At 37.6% G+C, this 18,372-nt stretch carries 21 protein-coding genes; all 21 read left to right on the forward strand.

Annotated elements, in window-relative coordinates; all coding sequences use genetic code 11:
- The first annotated feature begins 6 nt into the window (after positions 1-6).
- Positions 7-1,044, forward strand: a complete 1,038-nt coding sequence (locus tag BACCELL_RS13455; RefSeq protein ID WP_007212373.1) for a sugar-transfer associated ATP-grasp domain-containing protein — start codon at positions 7-9, stop codon at positions 1,042-1,044.
- A 102-nt stretch (positions 1,045-1,146) separates the two neighbouring features.
- A complete protein-coding gene (locus BACCELL_RS13460; RefSeq protein WP_007212374.1) occupies positions 1,147-1,854 on the forward strand; it encodes a LicD family protein in 708 nt (235 codons plus the stop codon).
- 98 nt (positions 1,855-1,952) lie between these two features.
- A complete protein-coding gene (locus tag BACCELL_RS13465; RefSeq protein WP_007212375.1) occupies positions 1,953-2,633 on the forward strand; it encodes an acyltransferase in 681 nt (226 codons plus the stop codon).
- Positions 2,634-2,643: 10 nt separating this feature from the next.
- Complete coding sequence (locus tag BACCELL_RS13470; RefSeq protein WP_007212376.1) at positions 2,644-3,651, forward strand: glycosyltransferase family 2 protein; 1,008 nt, start codon at positions 2,644-2,646, stop codon at positions 3,649-3,651.
- A gap of 198 nt (positions 3,652-3,849) precedes the next feature.
- Positions 3,850-4,953 (forward strand): hypothetical protein, encoded by a 1,104-nt coding sequence (locus BACCELL_RS13475; RefSeq protein ID WP_149949298.1) that lies wholly within the window; start codon positions 3,850-3,852, stop codon positions 4,951-4,953.
- Complete coding sequence (locus tag BACCELL_RS13480) at positions 4,925-5,686, forward strand: glycosyltransferase (protein WP_044153873.1); 762 nt, start codon at positions 4,925-4,927, stop codon at positions 5,684-5,686. Before BACCELL_RS13475 ends, BACCELL_RS13480 begins: the two co-directional genes overlap by 29 nt.
- The gene (locus tag BACCELL_RS13485) at positions 5,649-7,106 is read left to right on the forward strand and encodes a B12-binding domain-containing radical SAM protein (protein WP_007212379.1); all 1,458 of its coding nucleotides are present in this window, start codon (positions 5,649-5,651) and stop codon (positions 7,104-7,106) included. The genes BACCELL_RS13480 and BACCELL_RS13485 overlap by 38 nt, the downstream gene beginning before the upstream one ends.
- Positions 7,103-7,870 (forward strand): glycosyltransferase family 2 protein, encoded by a 768-nt coding sequence (locus tag BACCELL_RS13490; protein WP_007212380.1) that lies wholly within the window; start codon positions 7,103-7,105, stop codon positions 7,868-7,870. Before BACCELL_RS13485 ends, BACCELL_RS13490 begins: the two co-directional genes overlap by 4 nt.
- A gap of 40 nt (positions 7,871-7,910) precedes the next feature.
- A complete protein-coding gene (rfbC, locus tag BACCELL_RS13495; protein WP_007212381.1) occupies positions 7,911-8,492 on the forward strand; it encodes a dTDP-4-dehydrorhamnose 3,5-epimerase in 582 nt (193 codons plus the stop codon).
- A gap of 52 nt (positions 8,493-8,544) precedes the next feature.
- A complete protein-coding gene (locus tag BACCELL_RS13500; protein WP_007212382.1) occupies positions 8,545-8,763 on the forward strand; it encodes a hypothetical protein in 219 nt (72 codons plus the stop codon).
- Between the two features lie 116 nt (positions 8,764-8,879).
- Positions 8,880-10,094, forward strand: a complete 1,215-nt coding sequence (locus BACCELL_RS13505; RefSeq protein WP_211211322.1) for an AAA family ATPase — start codon at positions 8,880-8,882, stop codon at positions 10,092-10,094.
- Positions 10,091-10,738 (forward strand): DUF4276 family protein, encoded by a 648-nt coding sequence (locus tag BACCELL_RS13510; protein WP_007212384.1) that lies wholly within the window; start codon positions 10,091-10,093, stop codon positions 10,736-10,738. Before BACCELL_RS13505 ends, BACCELL_RS13510 begins: the two co-directional genes overlap by 4 nt.
- A 162-nt stretch (positions 10,739-10,900) precedes the next feature.
- Positions 10,901-11,404 carry an HU family DNA-binding protein gene (locus BACCELL_RS13515; RefSeq protein ID WP_007212385.1) on the forward strand — a complete coding sequence of 168 codons (504 nt, stop codon included), beginning with the start codon at positions 10,901-10,903 and terminating at the stop codon, positions 11,402-11,404.
- A 61-nt stretch (positions 11,405-11,465) separates the two neighbouring features.
- Positions 11,466-11,564, forward strand: coding sequence for a smalltalk protein (locus BACCELL_RS26530; RefSeq protein WP_149919918.1), 99 nt, complete (start codon positions 11,466-11,468; stop codon positions 11,562-11,564).
- A gap of 319 nt (positions 11,565-11,883) precedes the next feature.
- Entirely contained in the window at positions 11,884-12,405 is a 522-nt protein-coding gene (locus tag BACCELL_RS13520; protein ID WP_007212387.1) for a glycoside hydrolase family 108 protein, read from the forward strand.
- Positions 12,405-12,941 carry a Pvc16 family protein gene (locus BACCELL_RS13525; RefSeq protein WP_007212388.1) on the forward strand — a complete coding sequence of 179 codons (537 nt, stop codon included), beginning with the start codon at positions 12,405-12,407 and terminating at the stop codon, positions 12,939-12,941. Before BACCELL_RS13520 ends, BACCELL_RS13525 begins: the two co-directional genes overlap by 1 nt.
- Positions 12,942-12,957: 16 nt before the next feature.
- Positions 12,958-13,836, forward strand: coding sequence for a hypothetical protein (locus BACCELL_RS13530; RefSeq protein WP_007212389.1), 879 nt, complete (start codon positions 12,958-12,960; stop codon positions 13,834-13,836).
- A 24-nt stretch (positions 13,837-13,860) separates the two neighbouring features.
- A complete protein-coding gene (locus tag BACCELL_RS13535; protein WP_007212390.1) occupies positions 13,861-15,498 on the forward strand; it encodes a phage tail sheath family protein in 1,638 nt (545 codons plus the stop codon).
- 32 nt (positions 15,499-15,530) lie between these two features.
- Positions 15,531-17,063, forward strand: coding sequence for a phage tail sheath family protein (locus tag BACCELL_RS13540; protein ID WP_007212391.1), 1,533 nt, complete (start codon positions 15,531-15,533; stop codon positions 17,061-17,063).
- 37 nt (positions 17,064-17,100) lie between these two features.
- The gene (locus tag BACCELL_RS13545) at positions 17,101-17,565 is read left to right on the forward strand and encodes a phage tail protein (protein ID WP_007212392.1); all 465 of its coding nucleotides are present in this window, start codon (positions 17,101-17,103) and stop codon (positions 17,563-17,565) included.
- A gap of 12 nt (positions 17,566-17,577) precedes the next feature.
- Positions 17,578-18,054 (forward strand): phage tail protein, encoded by a 477-nt coding sequence (locus tag BACCELL_RS13550; RefSeq protein ID WP_007212393.1) that lies wholly within the window; start codon positions 17,578-17,580, stop codon positions 18,052-18,054.
- Positions 18,055-18,372: the final 318 nt, after the last annotated feature.

Raw genomic sequence — 18,372 nt, forward strand, 5'->3', positions numbered from 1 at the left:
CAATTTATGAAACGTAGATTATTTTCACTTATTGAATTATTACTGAATTGGGTAGTCATGACTTTATATACAAAACCCAAATGTATATGTACACTCTTTTCTCATAAAGAGTATTGGAATCATGTGAGTTATTTTCCTGAGAAAAAAAGTAAGCCACAGTGTCGTGTTTTTTTTGAGCAAATAAAATATATAATAAAAGATGGTGCTCCCAACGAGTATTATTTTATGTATGGTTTGGATGTTAAAGGCGATAAGGAAGCAAGTGAATATGTAAATTATGCACCGTTCATGAAGCGCAGGGATGAATTGAATTTAAAGTCTATTCATAATAGCACATGTCTTTTGCGAAATAAGTTTTATTTCGGTTTAATTGCTGAGAAATTGGGCGTTAGCACTCCTCATATTATTGCTTATATCCGTAACGGACATGTTTATCTGGTAGATGTGAAAATGGAAATGTCATTAGACGATTTTGTAATATCCGGTGACTATGATATGTTTTGTAAAGTTATAGACGGTGAATGTGGAAAAGGAATATTCGCATTGCAGATCCGAAACGGAAAGATTTTTGAAAATGGAATAGAAATATCTTTAGTTCATTTTAGGAATGATGTAAGTAGTGCTACTTTTATTTGCCAAGATAAAGTAGTGCAGCATCATGAAATGGATAGATTGTATGATAAGTCTGTCAATACGATTAGACTTGTGACAATAAGAAGTCTAAAAGATGGTGAGATTAAAACTATACCGCCTATTCTTCGTATAGGCGCTAATGGTAGTATTGTAGATAATACTTCACAAGGTGGGATTGCTGTTGGATTTGATATAAGTACAGGTCGATTAGATGAATATGGTATATATAAGCCAAATTATGGATTGAAAACGAGAGAACATCCTAACAGTCATATTGTTTTTAGTACATTTATTATTCCATTCTTGAAAGAATCCATTGAAATGGCTATAAGATTCCATACCTTTTTTTTTAGATATTCATTCAATAGGATGGGACATTGCAATAACAGAAAATGGACCAGTATTTATTGAAGGTAATGATAATTGGGAAATTAATGGGCATCAAGATGGAAATCATGGTCTTAAGAAGGAATTTATGGAATATTTTTTTAATGAATAATTTGATTTAACTATATGAATTTAATTCACCGTTTGGCTTTTAGGTATAGTGGTAATATTTTAGCTAAAGCATTGGTTCGTCCGATTTACAGAATGTTTGTTGCATGTAAACTTAATCAGAAAAAAAGAGTGTTTCGTCGAAATGCTAAGCTTTTGTTGGAAAAGCTTAAGGAGGCTTTAGATTCTAATGGAATTCTTTTTTGGCTTGAATTCGGAACGTTGCTAGGTGCATATAGGGAACATGGTTTTATAAAGCATGACTACGATTTGGATATTGGTGTATTCTTTCAGAATACGACGATGGTTTATGACGTATTGACAAAAGCTGGCTTTAAATTAATCAGGGAATTTAAAGTCGGAGATGATGGTGTTGATGGTTTTGAACAAACTTATGAATATGCAGGTGTTTCAATAGATGTTTTTTTCTTTCATAAAGATGAAAATGGAGCATATTGTAATAGCTTTTCTCCGTTTGAGGGTGAAAACAAAAATCTTTCTCTGTTGCAAGTAAAAAAAATATCGGTGCCTTACAAAGGACTGTCTCAGATACTATTTGAAGGCATGATATTGAATGTACCTGATGAAACGGACAAATACTTGCAGGCTCATTATGGTGTGAATTTTATGATTCCGAACGAACATTTCGATTATAGGAAGGAAGCTACGAACATAGTTTGGTACACTCGTGAAGAAAGGATTGCTAATAGTATTATTTTTGAATAAATCAACATTGAATAATAGTTTTAATACAAGAAGTATATGTTAAATAATGCTCTTTTGTTATTTTATGTTTATATGATTAGTAGTGAGTTATTCTTATTATGAATTTAATTTATAAATTGGTGAAATCAAATTCATTTTTATTTAAAATGGTCTATTATTTGAGGTTATTAGCATTTCCTCTATTTATAAGGTTAACTTGGCGAATTAATAATACAATTGAGAATAATGCTTTGTATTCTTCCATAGATAAAGATATTAGAGGGTGTAATAATTATATAAAAATAGGAATAAAAAGTAGAATTTATGGTTTGAAGATATATGTTCGTGGAAAAAATAATAAAGTTATTATAGGTAATAATTGTGTTATAGGTAAGAAGTGCAGTTTTTGGATCGAAGGCGATAATAATACGATCATTGTGGGTGATTCTTGTACATTTACTCATACAGTACATTTATGTGCACAAGAATATGGCTCTTCTATTAATTTAGGTGAAGATTGTATGCTTTCTAATAATATAATAATTAGGACTAGTGATTCACATCCAATATTTAATAGCGACCGCGAACGGATTAATGAAGCAAAGACGGTTTGGATAGCAAAGCATGTTTGGATAGCCCCTCAAACTACTGTTATGAAAGGTGTTACAATTGGAGAGGGCGCTATTTTAGCATCTAATAGTGTTATTACAAAGGATGTTCCAAAGAATTGTTTAGCGGCTGGAATTCCTGCTAAGGTTGTGAAAGAGAACATATATTGGTCAAGAGAACGATTGTTTTAATGATTTTATAATGAATAATATTGTTAGTTATAATCCTAAAGTTAGTGTTATTATTCCAGTCTACAACGTAGAAAAATATATTGAGCGTTGTGCACGTTCTTTGTTAGAGCAGTCATTGAAAGATATTGAATATATTTTCGTTGATGATTGTTCTCCGGATAATAGTATTACAATGCTGGAAAATATTTTGAAAGAATATCCGGAAAGACAGCCGCTTGTGAAAATATTATTTCATGAGCCAAATCGTGGGCTTGCTTATACTCGTCAAGAGGGAGTTGATGCTGCGAAGGGAGAATATATAATTCATTGTGATAGTGATGACTGGGTGGAACCAGAAATGTATGAAACAATGTATAACATTGCGATTAAACAAAATGCAGATATTGTGTGCTGTAATTACTTTGAGGAATATAATCATTGGCATAAAAGGGTTGAATATTCGTATCTTTATGAAACTCCTGAGATCTTATTGGCTTCCATTCCTACAACATTGAATTCTGCAGTATGGAATAAACTAATACGCAGGACATTGTACATAGCTAATAATATTCGGTGGTTTGAGGGGATAAATATGCAAGAAGATTTAGGAATTACTCTAAGATTAAGGGTTCTTTCCTTGAAAACAATTGTTGTACCTTACGCTTTCTATCACTATAATAGGCAAAACCTATTTTCAATGGCGATGAAACCAAAATTGAATTATATCGAAGAACAAATCTTATGTGCAAAATTGCTTGAGCAATGGATGTTATTCCATTTTAATGATCGTTATAAGTATTTGGTTGATAAAATTAAATTTTGGGCAAAGTCTGGACTTTTCATTCATTCAGGCATACAAGATATTAAACGTTGGAAATCTACTTTTCCTGAAACAAACATTAATATTTGGCGATACAAGCAGATGCCATTGTATAATCGCCTTCCAATGTGGTTAGCTTTACATGGTTTTGGTTCTCTAGCGAAAATGATTGTGTATATAAAAAATAAGTTAGCCTATATGAGAGCAAGTATTCGTTGAGTGGATAGGCAGATTGTTATGATAATTAAGGTTAAAGCGATATCATATTCTGTGTTAGCATTTATTGCTCTATTCTGTTATCTCTATCCTATTGCCTTTAATTTTTTACCTTTGGATACAGGTGAGTTACTCCATTTATGTGGGATTTTATACTTTATATTTTATGTAGGAAGATACTTGAACAAAAAAATATATGAGATGCTGAGAATAGCTATTCTCGTAATGATTATTGGATTGTCTGCAACAGGGGTGTACAATAATGCTTATGACTTATCACTGATAAAAAAAATATTATCTTTTTTTTTATATCCTTTTTCTGCTATGCTTGTAGTTAATTTAATTTCAAAATCATCAAAGTCTTTTTCTTTTTATGTATTATTGGAATGGATTATATATGTAACTATTGTGCAGGGGTTAATATCAATCTTTATGTATTTTGATAGAAATCTGCAGGAGTATATTATAGGTCATATAAGTTCAGGTATGGAGCAAGAAAACTTCATGGAAGTTCAAGCAGCTTTTCGAGTGATAGCTTTATGCAAGTTCCAATATGCCAATATGGCTGTGATGTACGGTCTTGCTCTTTTCTCTGCAATATCATTGGGCTTTTCTAATAAATCTACTTTATATCAACATAAAATTTTGTATGTGCTTTCGATAGCGTTCATTTCTATCATGGGGATACTCTCTGCCCGGACATTTTTTCTTATGATTTTTCTCTCTTTCCTTTATTATTCTTATTTATTGTATAAGCGAAAAGGTATTTATTCTTTTATGTATATATTATTAATAGTATGTTCGATTATTCTTTTATTAATTATAAGTATCTCTCTTCTAGAAAATAGTGAATATAGTGCTACATATAATTGGGCATTTGAATGGTATATCAATATGAGTGAATCGAAAAGTTTTGAAACAGGTTCGTCAAATAGGTTATATGAGATGTATTTATTTCCTGACAATCTTAAAACATGGTTATTAGGGGATGGGCAGTTTGTTACAGTGGATGGATTGTTTTATAAACAGACTGATGTTGGTTATTTGCGGAGTTTATTTTATTGGGGACTTGTTGGTACAATTGTATTTTATTATTTTCAATATAAATGTTGTAAATTAATATGTAATTCAACAAGAGATGGCATAATAAAAAAATTATGTTGGCTAATTTTTATTTGGTTGTTAGTATATAATGTTAAAGAATTTTGGCATGCTAATCTTTATTGGGCATTGTTTTTAGTGACTTTGATTAAATTTAAATATAATAATTCTCAAAATGATTTCAGTATGTATGGCTACCTATAATGGGGAGCGTTTCTTAAATGAACAAATTGATAGTATCCTACCGCAACTTAGTCTATATGATGAATTGGTAATTTCTGATGATAATTCTACTGATTCGACAAGGGATATTATAAAATCTTATCAAGATTCTAGGATTAAGTTTTTTCATAATGAACAGAGGAAAGGGGTGACACACAATTTTGAGATGGCTTTGATTCATTCAAAAGGAGATATCATTTTACTTGCAGATCAAGATGATGTTTGGCTCCCCAATAAGATTGAGGAATTAACACAATTTTTGACTAAAGGAGATTACGATGTTGTGACATGTAATTGTGCATTAACTGATATTAATTTGAATATTATCCAAAATGAATATTATACAAATAAATCCCCTATTGATAAGTCAGTTTGGGGAAATCTAGTTAAAGATCTTTGGCTTGGGTGTTGTATTGCATTCAGACGTGAGATTCTCTTGGCTACATTACCTTTTCCTAAAAAAGCTGCAGCCCATGATTTATGGATAGCTCTTTATAGCCAGTTGCATTTTAAATGTGGCTATTACCCCAAAGTGCTACAATTATATCGAAGACATGAAAACACAGTGTCTTTTGCAGGTGGTAAAAGTACTCATAAACTATTATATAGGATAAATTACCGCTTATATCTTGTGTATCATTTATTAATTAGAAGTATAATAAAAAAAAACAATAGACATGGAAATTTATTTCATCAATCCCCCATTCAAGGCTGAATTTGGGAAATTTTCTAGAGAATCTCGTAGTCCGGCAATTACTAAAAGTGGAGCTTTATATTATCCTTTATGGTTAATTTATGCTGCATTATATTCAGAGAAGAATGGTCACAAAATACATTTCTTAGATGCTCCTGCTAAACAGTTGAATGAAGAGCAATCTTTAGAGATTATCCAAAGAAATGAAAATGAACATTCTTTGTTCGTACTTGATACAAGCACACCTTCTATAAAAAGTGATGTGGATTTTGCAAAGAAAATAAAGCAACTGTATCCTAAATCGTTTATAACGTTGGTAGGAACTCATCCTACAGCTTGTGCAGAAGAAACACTTAGTTATTCCTCTGCAGTTGATGCGATTGCGATAGGCGAATATGACTGTATAATAAAGGATTTGGCTGATGCTCTTGAGAAAGGTGAGAATATCTATACAGTTAGAGGATTGTGTTTGCGATCGGATAACGGGTATGTTCGAACCGCAATAATGCCTCCAATGAAAAATTTGGATGACCTTCCTTATGCAGCAAAGTTTATTAAAGAGTATTTGAATGAAAAGGATTATTTTTTTGCTGCGGCAACCTATCCTTCTATACAAATATTTACGGGCCGTGGCTGCCCTTTCCGCTGTAATTTTTGTGTTTATCCGCAAACTATGCATGGACATGCTTTTCGGTCTCGTTCAGCTGAAAATGTTGTCGGGGAATTTGAATATATAGCTAATAATTTCCAAGATGTAAAAGAGGTGGTTATTGAGGATGACACCTTTACAGCTAATAAAAAACGAGTGATGGAAATTTGTCGTTTGCTGGTAGAAAAAGGGGTAAATAAACGTCTGAAATGGTTATGTAATGCTCGTGTTGATCTAGATTATGAGACAATGAAGGCTATGAAGAAAGCGGGATGTCGCTTGATTATACCTGGTATTGAGAGTGGAAGTCAGCAAATCCTTGATAATATAAAGAAAGGTACTAAGGTTGAACAATTTTACAGCTATGTATCTAATGCTAAAAAAGCTGGGCTTTTGATACATGCTTGTTATATGGTAGGTAATAATGGTGAAACAAAAGAAACAATGAATGAGACATTGAGGTTGGCATTAAAACTGAATACTGATACTGCACAATTTTTCCCCCTTATTCCATATCCTGGCACAGAAGCTTATGAATGGGCAAAATCTAATGGCTATATTGAAACTAATTATGCAAAGTATTGCTTACCTGACGGTACGCATAATACACTTCTGTCTCTACCAGAGCTTTCTGCTGATGAAATGGTTGCATTTTGTAATATGGCGCGCAAAAAATATTACTTACGTTTTAGCTATATATTTTATCGTTTGAGGGTTGGGTTGGTTAATCCTTCTGATTTGAGGCGTTCATTTAAGGCTTTTGGGAGATTAAAACATTATCTTTTTAAATGAGAAATGGGAATGTACGGCAAAACGTTTCTATCATTATGCCTGTGTATAATGCAGAAAGGTTTATAGATGAAGCAATAGACTCTGTTATTTCTCAAACCTATTTTGATTGGGAATTGTTGATTGTGGATGATTGTTCTACAGATAAATCTTCTACAATAGTAAAGAATTATCTGAGAAATGATTCTCGCATTAGATATTTGAAAACGGATAAGTGTTCGGGTTCGCCAGCATTTCCGCGTAATTTGGGGATAAATGAAGCTAAAGGAAGGTATATTGCTTTTCTGGATAGTGATGATATATGGCTACCTAATAAGTTAGAAGACCAATTGAAAGTTCTTGTTCAACCTGAAATAGCAATTGTTTTTTCGAATTACGAAAAGATTGGGTGGGATAGTAAACGCTATGGGCGTAAAATTATAGCTCCGTCAATTGTGGATTATCTTTTGCTTCTCAAAGGGAATTGTATTGGATGTTTGACTGCTATGTACGATACAGTTAAAGTAGGTAAAGTTTTCTTTAAGAATATGGGACATGAGGATTATATAATGTGGCTTTCCATATTAAAAAAGGGGTATCAAGCTCGAAATACAGATACTGTGGCTGCTCTTTATCGTGTAGGAGGTCATTCTATATCTTCAAATAAGTTGAAAACAATGTTATGGCAGTGGAGTATTTTGAGAAATGAAGAGCAGTTACCTATTTATAAGGCTACTTATTATTTTATTTATTATATGGTCAAAGCTTTGAAAAAGATTGTAATCTAACGGGGTAAAAAGAGTTGTTACTACAGTAAAATCGTTTTATATGAATATAATAAAGGCTAACATAGATCAGATTGCGATTATTGAACCACAAATACACAGTGATTCTCGTGGCTATTTTTTTGAATCCTTCAATCAAAAAGAATTTGAAGAGAAAGTTTGTAAAACTACGTTTGTGCAAGATAATGAAAGTAAATCTTCTTATGGTGTACTACGTGGTTTGCATTTCCAGAAGCCACCTTTTGCCCAAAGCAAATTGGTGCGTGTTGTGAAAGGGGCTGTATTGGATGTAGCAGTAGATATCAGAATCGGTTCTCCAACTTTCGGTCAGCATGTTTCCATAGAACTTACAGAGGATAATCACCGTCAATTTTTCATTCCTCGTGGTTTTGCTCATGGCTTTAGCGTTTTGAGTGAAGAAGTTATTTTTCAGTATAAATGTGATAATCTTTATGCTCCTCAATATGAAGGTGCTATTGCTTGGGATGATCCGGATTTAGGCATTGACTGGCATATTCCTAAAGATAAAATGCTACTAAGTGAAAAAGACAAAACACACCCTAGGTTAAAAGAGGCGGAATGGTTATTTGATTATTCAGATATGCTTTATTGTGTTCCTGAATAATTGATGATCATGAGAATATAGAAATGCGAATATAATTTATTAGGGAATAATAATGGATATAAATTATAAGATTATTGATACCCAGCGAATCATTGATTATATTACTTCTTTTCCTAAAGGTGTTTCCGTTGAGGAAATCATTCAAAATTCCGGTGCTGAAAAGTTACGGGTATATCCCGCTCTTTTTGAATTGGAACAGAGTGGATTCTTGGAAGTACTGAAGAGGGAAGAACTTGGAGCACCAATAATGGTACGTAAGAGAATACATTAAAAGAAACGACAGGTAACAGAGGTTATTTTGTTTTAGGCAGCAGCCGGGATTACTCCGTAATAAGGAGTGGTTCCGGTTGTTTTATTTAGTTGTGACATAAAATAAATATAAAACGGATGCTTACAATTAAAGGAAGCATAGAATACATTAGTAGCTGTATGTATTTGTTGCCGATGACTATCGGTACTTTTAATAATATGGCAATAAATCTTGCTCGTTCCATTTTTTTTTCGTCCTTTGCTAAAAATGTAGATGTAAGCCGAATGGAGAAAGTTTGTATAAAAGGGTATAAATCCTTTCAAGACATAACACTTGAATTGGGGCAAATTAATATACTTATTGGTTCTAATGGTTCCGGTAAGAGTAATTTCTTGTCGTTTTTTGAGTTCTTGAATAAAATATACGAACAGAAGATGACTGAATATGTAGCGTTGAACGGTGGGGTGGACAAGTTCTTTCATAAAGGGAGCAAAGTAACAGATGTTATTCAGGCAGAAGTGTTTTGGAAAACTAACCGTTATCAAATTCAGTTGAAAGAAGGAGACGGCAGATTTGTGGTGGCTCATGAAAAATTGGGCTATGCTGCTGGAAGTATGATATATTATAATGATATAGCCAACTATACCAATGAAGCAGGCATCAAACAATACAAAGGGCTGAAGCGTGGAGACTATATCAATAACTATCTGACAGAAATAAAGAAATATCATTTCCATGATACCGGCAAGACCTCTCCGTTTACAAAAGAAAGCCATATACAGAATGACCGTTATTATCTGTATGAAAAAGGAGATAATTTGGCAGCTTTCCTTTATGCCATTCACGAGGAAACTCCAATTGTGTACAATCGTATCGTGAAAGTGATTCAAAGTATCGCTCCTTATTTTTCCGATTTTTATTTTCATCCGACAGCCGCCAATACGTTGCGTCTGCAATGGAGAGATAAGTATAGTTCAATGGTGTATGGACCCACTGACTTTTCGGATGGTACCATTCGCTTTATAGCTCTGGCAACATTGTTTTTGCAACCTACTCCTCCCAAAGTTATCATTATAGATGAACCCGAGTTGGGATTGCATCCCGTGGCGATACAAAAATTGGCAGGTATGATGCATGTCGCAGCTTCAAAAGGTACACAAATTATTGTGGCTACACAAAGCACTGACCTGCTCTGTCATTTTGAACCTGAAGAAGTGATTACAGTTAATCAGGTTGAAGGAGCTACTCAGATGGTTCGTCTCAATAGTGAAGACCTGAATCATTGGCTGGAAGATTATACTTTGGGCGATTTGTGGAAGCAGAATATCGTGAAAGGAGGGCAACCTGAATGAACAGACTCATTATAGTATGTGAAGGTGAGACGGAGCAGGAATTTTGCAAGGATGTGCTGGCGTCCTATTTTCGAGAAAAGAATATCTATATAGAATACCCCACAATTAAACATTCTAATGGTGGCATTGTGCCTTGGGCTACTTTGAAAAGACAATTGATTAATCATTTGCACGAAGGAGAGGTGTCAGTTTCCATGCTTATTGATTATTATAGAATCAGGGATTCTTATTTGTTTCCTGGCTGGGAGGAAGCGAAACAAATAGAGAATGTCTATGATAAAATGAAGTGCTTGTTCTGCCGGATGAAGAATGATATGCCGGAAGAATTAAGAGATCGTTTTATACCATATATTCAGTTACACGAATTTGAAGGACTGCTTTTTAGTGATATTTCTGTATTTAAGAATAATTTCACTTCCGATGAACTGCAATTTAGTGAATTAGAAGAGGCTGTGAAATCGGCTGATACACCGGAAGAAATAAATAATGGTCCGGCTACTGCTCCATCTGTACGTTTGATGAAGGCGATTGCGGGTTACAACAAAGTGGTATATGGGGCTTGCCTTGCTTCGGAGATCGGCTTAACTTCTATTCGTAGCAAATGTAAGCTGTTTGATGAATGGATTACTCTGTGCTTATTGTAGATAAATACTTTACCCATAGCGCTTTATGATAAACTCTGAAATAACCGTCCTGGTTATCCAGTTTTCTTTGGCTATTCCTGAATATATCCTCACCTTTGCATCGTTGGCCAACACAAGAATACGTAAAACGAAGTTGAACTAAAATGTAAAAGGAGGAAGATTATGCCTTTATTGTATTATGCGAGACAATCGCAGTTGAAAACGAAAGATGGGGTTAAGCAGTGGCACCTAACATTGAAGAAAGTAGGAAGAGCTGTAAGTTTACAACAGTTGGGAGAGATGGTAGCTGAGAAGTGCTCGGCAACGCCGGGTGATGTACACAACGTAATCAGGAACTTGATGTCGGTGATGCGGATGCAGTTGCTGAATAGCCGTACGGTTCGTTTGGATGGTTTGGGGACATTTACGGTGATCGCGCGGACACGGGGCAAGGGGGTGGATAAAGAGAAGGATGTGAATCCGAATCAGGTAACATCCTTGCACTTCATGTTTACTCCTGAATATACACGTCCGGCGGCATTGGGAACCACGCGTGCATTGTGGCAAGGTGTGGAATTTGAAAAGTGGACGGGTGGAACTGCTACTGATGGAAATGAAGGTTCCGGTGATGGTAACGGAGGAAATGCCGGTGGTGACGGAGGCCTCGATGAGAATCCACTTGGGTAAGTGGAGAATTGAGAGTTGGGGCTGCGCAGTCCATTTATTATTAAAGCACAAAGTAATTAACATGAAAAAAGCGGTTTTGAATAAGATTCTGAAAATTGTAATAGCAGTGGCTTCGGCTATATTAGGAGCTTTGGGAGCTAATGCGATGAATATGCGATAAAAATATCGTGATTATAAAAATGAACGGTGGGAATATGGTTTGATGGACTATATCTCACCGTTTTTTTCTATATCGGGGTACTATATACACTTGCTATTTCGTCAAAATTAACACTAAAACGTAAAAAAACAGCTTGAATTATGGTCTCTCTTTTGATTTAACATATTGATAGGTAGTTTGTTGCGCAAATTGTAAATCAAAATACTGAATTCGAAATGTATATTGCCTTTTTTCCCCCTATTTTTGAAGAGCAGATAATTGCTATTATTAATTAATACCTTTTTGTTATGTTATTATGGAAACTTAAAAAGAAAGCATTATGGCAGATGTCAAGAAATTAGCACCATTCATCCAGAGGTGGGAGGGTGGCTTCGTAGACGATCCCGACGACTTGGGAGGAGCAACCAACATGGGTGTTACTATAGCAACCTACAAGGTATATCGCAAACGGAAAGGACTTTCCGAACCTACAGTAGACGATTTGAAACATCTATCGAATAATGAGTGGATCGATATCTTGAAGAGCTTGTATTGGGATAAGTGGAAAGCCGATCAGATAAAAAGCCAATCTGTTGCCAATATTTTGGTAGACTGGGTATGGGCTTCAGGAAACTATGGTATCAAGATACCACAAAAACTGCTTGGAGTTACAGCCGACGGTATTGTGGGAAAAAATACCCTTGCCGCTGTCAATAACTATCCTTCACAGCACGAACTCTTTGACAAGATAAGACAGGAACGCTTGGATTACATTGACCGTATCTGCAAGAGCCGCCCGACGAACGAGAAATACAGACGTGGTTGGTGCAACCGTATCAATAACCTCTATTTCGAAGAATAATGATAAGGCGAATTCTTACATATTATGCAGCTTCTCTGGATGAGTACTTGCACCACAAGTTCCAGCAGCCCGAAGGTATGGCAGAGGTGGGAATCATTGGTAGTGGTGCGAGCGAAAAGCCTTGCAAACTGATTGTTTCACTTGTCAATATTGAGCGTGAAACGGCAGGAGGCATCTCGGCAGGCATCAGTCGTAACAGTTCGGACTATATGCGGACGTTTGCGCCGTTATTGCTGAACCTCGACTTGATGCTTGCTGCTGTATATGACGAGAAACGATACGCCGAGTCGCTTTCCGTATTGTACGAATCGTTACTTTTTATTCAGTCGCATCCCTATTTTGAACTGGATGGGCAGAAATATACGGTAGAGATCGTCACACTTTCGGTACAGGACATTAATAATATCTGGACCACGCTGGGCGGACAATATTATCCGTCGGTGATGTGCAAGCTGCGCAGGCTTGCGGTGGATGCGGAGGAAGCCGTCAGCAGTGGTGGTATTGCCCGTGAACCATCGGTCAGCGTAACAAAATAGAAAGGAGAAAAAACAAATGAGCCAATATATAGCCATAGCTGCCATACGTATCGAACACAATTATTACAATCCGCCCGAAAACAGCTTTGTGGGATTAGAGCCGACACCCGAAACCAAAAAGTTGATGAGACAGCGGGGAGTGATGTTGAGACAAAGTCGTGGAAATGAGTGGCAATGGATCATGGCCGATGATGCATCGGGATTTGCAGATAAGGATGTACTGGAGTTATCTATGATTGTGAAGGACCCTTGTTTTCTGCAACAGATAGAGAGTGACGGATATGACCCCGACAGTTTTTACAAATTCAACGCGGAAAACGGATTGGTGGAAGTGAATGCCGACTTTGTATGGAGAAAGGATACGAACGGGCAGAAGTTGAAAAATGAGTTTTGCCGGATTGTTTTGAAACCGGTAGAAACGGCATCGGAGAAGTTGCGAATGCTCTATATGAAAGTAGAGCAATTGGGAAAAGAAGAGATACGGGAAGAAAACAATGTACAATTCGCAGCCATAAAACAAGAAATAAGGCAGTTACAGGAAATCTGTTGTCCGAAATTTACTATCCGATTTTGTTCCTGTGCGTATTATTGGGAGTATCTGTGTGTATTCAAGGATGAGAATGATATGCGGGGAAAGGATCTCAGACTGCGAACTCGCGAAAATGTAGTGGCTTTCGGAGCGCCGGAAAAGTATGAGAAAACAAGCTTGGGAACCAATGTTTGGAGACTTGTTTCTACAGGACGGATCAAAGCGAAGGAGCGGTATGACATGCCGATGCAACTTTATATTGGCAGGATGTTGGAAAGCCGGTTCATTTCACCGCCGCAAATAGGGAAATTCCAGTCGGATTCTCCGCATACCCTAAGAGAAGTATGCTATATTAAAGAACAATAATTATAAATTTTAAAACTGATAATTATGGGAAGCATGAAAACTCCCGGCGTTTATATCATAGAGAAGAACGCCTTTCCGAACTCAGTGGTGGAAGCGCCAACCGCTATTCCGGCTTTTATCGGCTATACCAAGCAGGCCGTGAACGGGAATAATGACCTGAAGAATGTGCCGTGGAAAATTTCATCGATGACGGAGTATATACAGTATTTCGGTGGGGGGCCTGACTTGAAGTTCGAGGTAGATATAAAGGATGGCTCACTCTGTATTGAAGGAAAAAACTGTTATACATTATACTACAACATGCTGCTGTTTTTTGCTAATGGTGGTAGTACCTGCTACATTGTTTCAGTTGGCAGTTATGAGGATGCTTTGAACAAAAATGCTATGCTCACTGGATTGGAAAAGCTGACCCTTGAGCAGGAGATTACGCTGGTGGTCATACCTGAAGCTGTAAATCTGAATAGTAATGAAGAGTTTAGGGATATACAGCAACAGATGCTTTCTCATTGTGGTGACAGAATGAAAAACCGTTTCGCGCTGCTTGATATTTATCCGAAGGCAGATGAAAATACAAACATAGAAGACCAAGTAACTATCTTTTGTACTAATATCGGTTCCAATTTTTTGTCTTATGGCGCAGCCTATTTCCCTTGGTTGAATACTTCGGTAGTGGGAGATCGGGACTTGACGGGCGATGTGTTTGTATGGACTGATAATATTTATGCTAACCGAAACAAACTCTCCGATATTGATCCCGCTTTTTCCGGCATAGTGACGGCTTTCTGTGAAAGGACAGACGTGTTTGAGCTTGAAAAAGATGCAGTAAAGAAAGTGAATAATCATACTTTTGAATTTGCTGATGTTGTGGCAGGGAATATTGCAAATAAGGAAGGAAAAATAATTGGTGTAATGACGGTGGATGATATCACTAAAGAGGGGGAAACAGAGGTGATAAGTAAAAGAATAGAGGTTGTTTGGGTTCCTTCCACTGACAATATTGCAAATAAACAGGCCTTCCATCAAGCGTTGTACAACGGTTCATCCGTTTATAAGCAGGCTATAAAAGGTGTGCTGAAAAAATTGAACCTGCTTCCCCCGTCTGCAGCTATGGCAGGAATTTACACTATGGTAGATAATAGTCGCGGTGTATGGAAAGCCCCTGCCAACGTAACGTTGAGCTATGTGGACAGTCTGGTAGAAGACATCGACGACGATCAGCAGGCCGATTTGAATGCCCCTGCTCATGGAAAGGCCGTCAATGTGATACGCCTGTTTCGTGGCGAGGGTATAAAGGTGTGGGGAGCACGTACACTGGATGGAAATTCCTTGGATTGGAGGTATGTGAATGTACGCCGCACCCTGCTATTCCTGGAAGAATCGATAAAGAATGCTGCCCGCGCTTATGTATTTGAGCCGAATGCTGCCGGTACATGGATTAACATGAAGTGCATGATTGAGAATTTTCTGCGTAGTGTGTGGAAACGTGGCGGACTGGCAGGCGCGACTCCTGAAGATGCCTTTGAGGTGCATATAGGCTTGGGCGACACCATGACTGCTGAAGATATATTGGACGGTATCATGCGTATTACAGTTCTCGTAGCTGTTACCCATCCTGCCGAATTCATTGAGATTACATTCCAGCAGCAGGCACAAAAGAGTTGATAACCGATTGTTGAACTTAAATTATAAGAATCATGGGAGAATATAAGACCCCCGGTGTTTACATCAAAGAGAAGAATGCCTTCGGTAATTCCATAGTGGAAGTTGAAACCGCTATTCCGGTCTTTATCGGCCTTACCGGGACAGCTCAGGATGGAACCTCGTCTTTGCTGAACAAGCCGGTGCGGATTTCATCAATGACGGAGTACAACACGTATTTCGGAGGTGCACCCACACCTCAGTTCATGCTTTCTTCTGAAGAGATTAAGGATGATGACGAGGATAAATATTTGTTTTGTTTTCCTGATAATGAAAAGAAAATGGCTTTGAAATGCAAAGCGCCGGAACATATTTATACCTTGTATTATCACATGGTGCTGTTTTTCGCCAATGGCGGCGGAACGTGCTATGTAGTTTCATTGGGTGGATATAACGCTGATTTTTATGAGTCGTATTCGGCTAATAAGGACACTGTGTTTGCCAATATCAAAAAAGAACAGGACATCACAATGGTGGTAGTGCCGGAAGCGGTAAACTCAGCCAACTGTATGAATGTCTATACTGATTTGTTAAAGGAATTGGCCGATAAGCAAAAATATTTTGCTTTGCTGGATGTGCCAATGGGAGCGGGTGCTAAGACAGAGGAAATTTCAGACTCGTTTGGAGCAGGCATAGGTACTACAAACCTGCAATATGCGGCAGCTTATTATCCTTGGCTCGAAACTTCGGTATTATCGGACACTGACATTGATGGAAGGGTGCTGGTCTGGACCTATAATGTAGATACCACTTCAATGACCTTTAGTGGCGATTCGAAGGTGGATGAGTATATCAAAAAGTGCTTTACTATGATAAGCACAGAGAAGGATGCTACCGGTAAGGTATTGAAAGCGGGCGATATTCAACAAGTTAAGACAGATCTTCATAATGCCCTGTTGCAGAATTGGCCGCAATACAAATTGCTGGCGAAGAAAGTGAAAGACTATTTGAACCTGTTGCCTCCCTCGGCTGTAATGGCCGGTGTCTATACGATGATAGATAATACACGCGGTGTGTGGAAAGCTCCCGCCAATGTATCCGTTAGCTACGTGAACAAGCCCGCTGTCCCTGTTACAGACAAAGACCAGGAAGTATTGAATATGCCAATGAGCGGAAAGGCTATCAATGCCATCCGCACTTTCCCCGGCGAAGGTATCAAGGTATGGGGTGCCCGTACATTGGACGGCAATTCGCAAGACTGGCGTTACATCAACGTTCGTCGCACGATGATTTTTCTGGAACAATCGGTTAAGAATGCCGCTCGTGCCTATGTATTCGAACCGAACGATGCCAATACATGGATCAACATGAAGTGCATGATTGAGAATTTCCTGCGCAGTGTGTGGAAACGTGGTGGACTTGCGGGTTCAACACCTGAAGAAGCTTACGAAGTGCATGTCGGTCTGGGTGATACCATGACAAATGATGATATACTGGAAGGAACTATGCGCATCACGGTATTGGTAGCTGTTACTCGTCCGGCAGAGTTTATCGAAATCACTTTCCAACAGCAGGCGCAGAAGAGCTGAGAATAATTAAAAATTAACAATTAAAAATTAGAATATTATGGCAGATAATGGATCAGCACAGAGTCAGGACACTAAGATGTGGCCGTTACCGAGTTTTCATTTCAAAGTGACATTGGGAAGTGTGGGTGAAATATCTTTCAGTGAAGTGTCGGGGCTTGAAACCGAATTCGAGGAAATCACCTATCGCGCCGGTGACAGCAATGATTTCACAAAATTGAAGATGCCCGGGCTGAAGAAAGTGAGTGACATCACTTTGAAAAAAGGTATATTCGTTTCTGATTCCCAACTATGGAAATGGATTGGTAATGTGAACATGAATATCATCCAACGCGAAAACGTAACCATCAGTTTGCTGGATGAGTCACATTCAGCCGTAAAAACCTGGTCGTTGACAAATGCCTGGCCGAAGAAGATTACGGTGGAAGGCTTCAAGGCCGATGGTAACTCAGTAGCTATGGAAACATTGATTCTGGCACACGAAGGAATACAGATTAGTGAATGATTTTTATAGATTATGATTGAGAACCTTGCATGGAAATTTCTGCCACCCTATGAGTTTTACTTTCGGGTGTGTTTTATGGAGAGACTTGTCTCACTGTTTTACGCCTCGTTTACGGAAGTCAGCGGTTTAGGGTGGAACTATGAAAAACAGACACAGACGGGATCGGAGAATACTGCCCAAGAATTGCCTAAAGCAATCAAATATGGCAAAATAACTTTGAAATCACCGCTTGTGCCTTTGGCTGCACCGTTTGAAATCTGGGTGAATGACTGTTGTAACAGTTTGAACATGAAAAATGCCAAAGATCAGATTATTGCCCTGGATATGGTCATTACACTACAAAGTCAGGCCAATGTTCCGGTTGCAGCTTGGCTGTGTTCGCACTGTTATCCGATAGGATGCTCACTCAGTGGATTGGATGCCGCAAGAAGTGGACTTGCAATGGAAACTGTCACTCTGAATTGTAATCGGTTAGAACGTAAACTGTAGAAATTATGCCTGTTGTTATAAAAGAAATGCATATCAGGACGGTTGTAGAAAAACGAATCGTCACGGAGGTGGAAGTTTCGGAAGAGCTTATCCGAAAGATTGAAAATCGCGTAAGGGACAGGTTGGATGCAGAAGATAGCATCCGACCCGGTTCCCGGCAGTGGCAGAGAAAGAAAAATGAGCGTTAGTAATGCATAAAGAAAAAGTGAAATGGGACAGATGACCATCACAGCCTATACGGACGAGAATTTCAGTAGCGAATATAAATCTGCGCTGGAACTTTCTATCAATCCCGATAAGATGAAGTTCACGAAAGGG

Origin of the sequence: Bacteroides cellulosilyticus DSM 14838, assembly GCF_000158035.1 — a bacterium.
In the GTDB taxonomy this organism is placed as follows: Bacteria; Bacteroidota; Bacteroidia; order Bacteroidales; family Bacteroidaceae; genus Bacteroides; species Bacteroides cellulosilyticus.

Coding starts and splice junctions, on each gene's coding strand:
- BACCELL_RS13545 (WP_007212392.1), top strand. CDS start 17,101: ATGGCAGATAATGGATCAGCACAGAGTCAGGACACTAAGATGTGGCCG.
- rfbC (WP_007212381.1), top strand. CDS start 7,911: ATGAATATAATAAAGGCTAACATAGATCAGATTGCGATTATTGAACCA.
- BACCELL_RS13460 (WP_007212374.1), top strand. CDS start 1,147: ATGAATTTAATTCACCGTTTGGCTTTTAGGTATAGTGGTAATATTTTA.
- BACCELL_RS13550 (WP_007212393.1), top strand. CDS start 17,578: ATGATTGAGAACCTTGCATGGAAATTTCTGCCACCCTATGAGTTTTAC.
- BACCELL_RS13540 (WP_007212391.1), top strand. CDS start 15,531: ATGGGAGAATATAAGACCCCCGGTGTTTACATCAAAGAGAAGAATGCC.
- BACCELL_RS13530 (WP_007212389.1), top strand. CDS start 12,958: ATGAGCCAATATATAGCCATAGCTGCCATACGTATCGAACACAATTAT.
- BACCELL_RS26530 (WP_149919918.1), top strand. CDS start 11,466: ATGAAAAAAGCGGTTTTGAATAAGATTCTGAAAATTGTAATAGCAGTG.
- BACCELL_RS13480 (WP_044153873.1), top strand. CDS start 4,925: ATGATTTCAGTATGTATGGCTACCTATAATGGGGAGCGTTTCTTAAAT.
- BACCELL_RS13520 (WP_007212387.1), top strand. CDS start 11,884: ATGGCAGATGTCAAGAAATTAGCACCATTCATCCAGAGGTGGGAGGGT.
- BACCELL_RS13465 (WP_007212375.1), top strand. CDS start 1,953: ATGAATTTAATTTATAAATTGGTGAAATCAAATTCATTTTTATTTAAA.
- BACCELL_RS13505 (WP_211211322.1), top strand. CDS start 8,880: ATGCTTACAATTAAAGGAAGCATAGAATACATTAGTAGCTGTATGTAT.
- BACCELL_RS13525 (WP_007212388.1), top strand. CDS start 12,405: ATGATAAGGCGAATTCTTACATATTATGCAGCTTCTCTGGATGAGTAC.
- BACCELL_RS13455 (WP_007212373.1), top strand. CDS start 7: ATGAAACGTAGATTATTTTCACTTATTGAATTATTACTGAATTGGGTA.
- BACCELL_RS13485 (WP_007212379.1), top strand. CDS start 5,649: ATGGAAATTTATTTCATCAATCCCCCATTCAAGGCTGAATTTGGGAAA.
- BACCELL_RS13510 (WP_007212384.1), top strand. CDS start 10,091: ATGAACAGACTCATTATAGTATGTGAAGGTGAGACGGAGCAGGAATTT.
- BACCELL_RS13490 (WP_007212380.1), top strand. CDS start 7,103: ATGAGAAATGGGAATGTACGGCAAAACGTTTCTATCATTATGCCTGTG.
- BACCELL_RS13515 (WP_007212385.1), top strand. CDS start 10,901: ATGCCTTTATTGTATTATGCGAGACAATCGCAGTTGAAAACGAAAGAT.
- BACCELL_RS13535 (WP_007212390.1), top strand. CDS start 13,861: ATGGGAAGCATGAAAACTCCCGGCGTTTATATCATAGAGAAGAACGCC.
- BACCELL_RS13475 (WP_149949298.1), top strand. CDS start 3,850: ATGCTGAGAATAGCTATTCTCGTAATGATTATTGGATTGTCTGCAACA.
- BACCELL_RS13500 (WP_007212382.1), top strand. CDS start 8,545: ATGGATATAAATTATAAGATTATTGATACCCAGCGAATCATTGATTAT.
- BACCELL_RS13470 (WP_007212376.1), top strand. CDS start 2,644: ATGAATAATATTGTTAGTTATAATCCTAAAGTTAGTGTTATTATTCCA.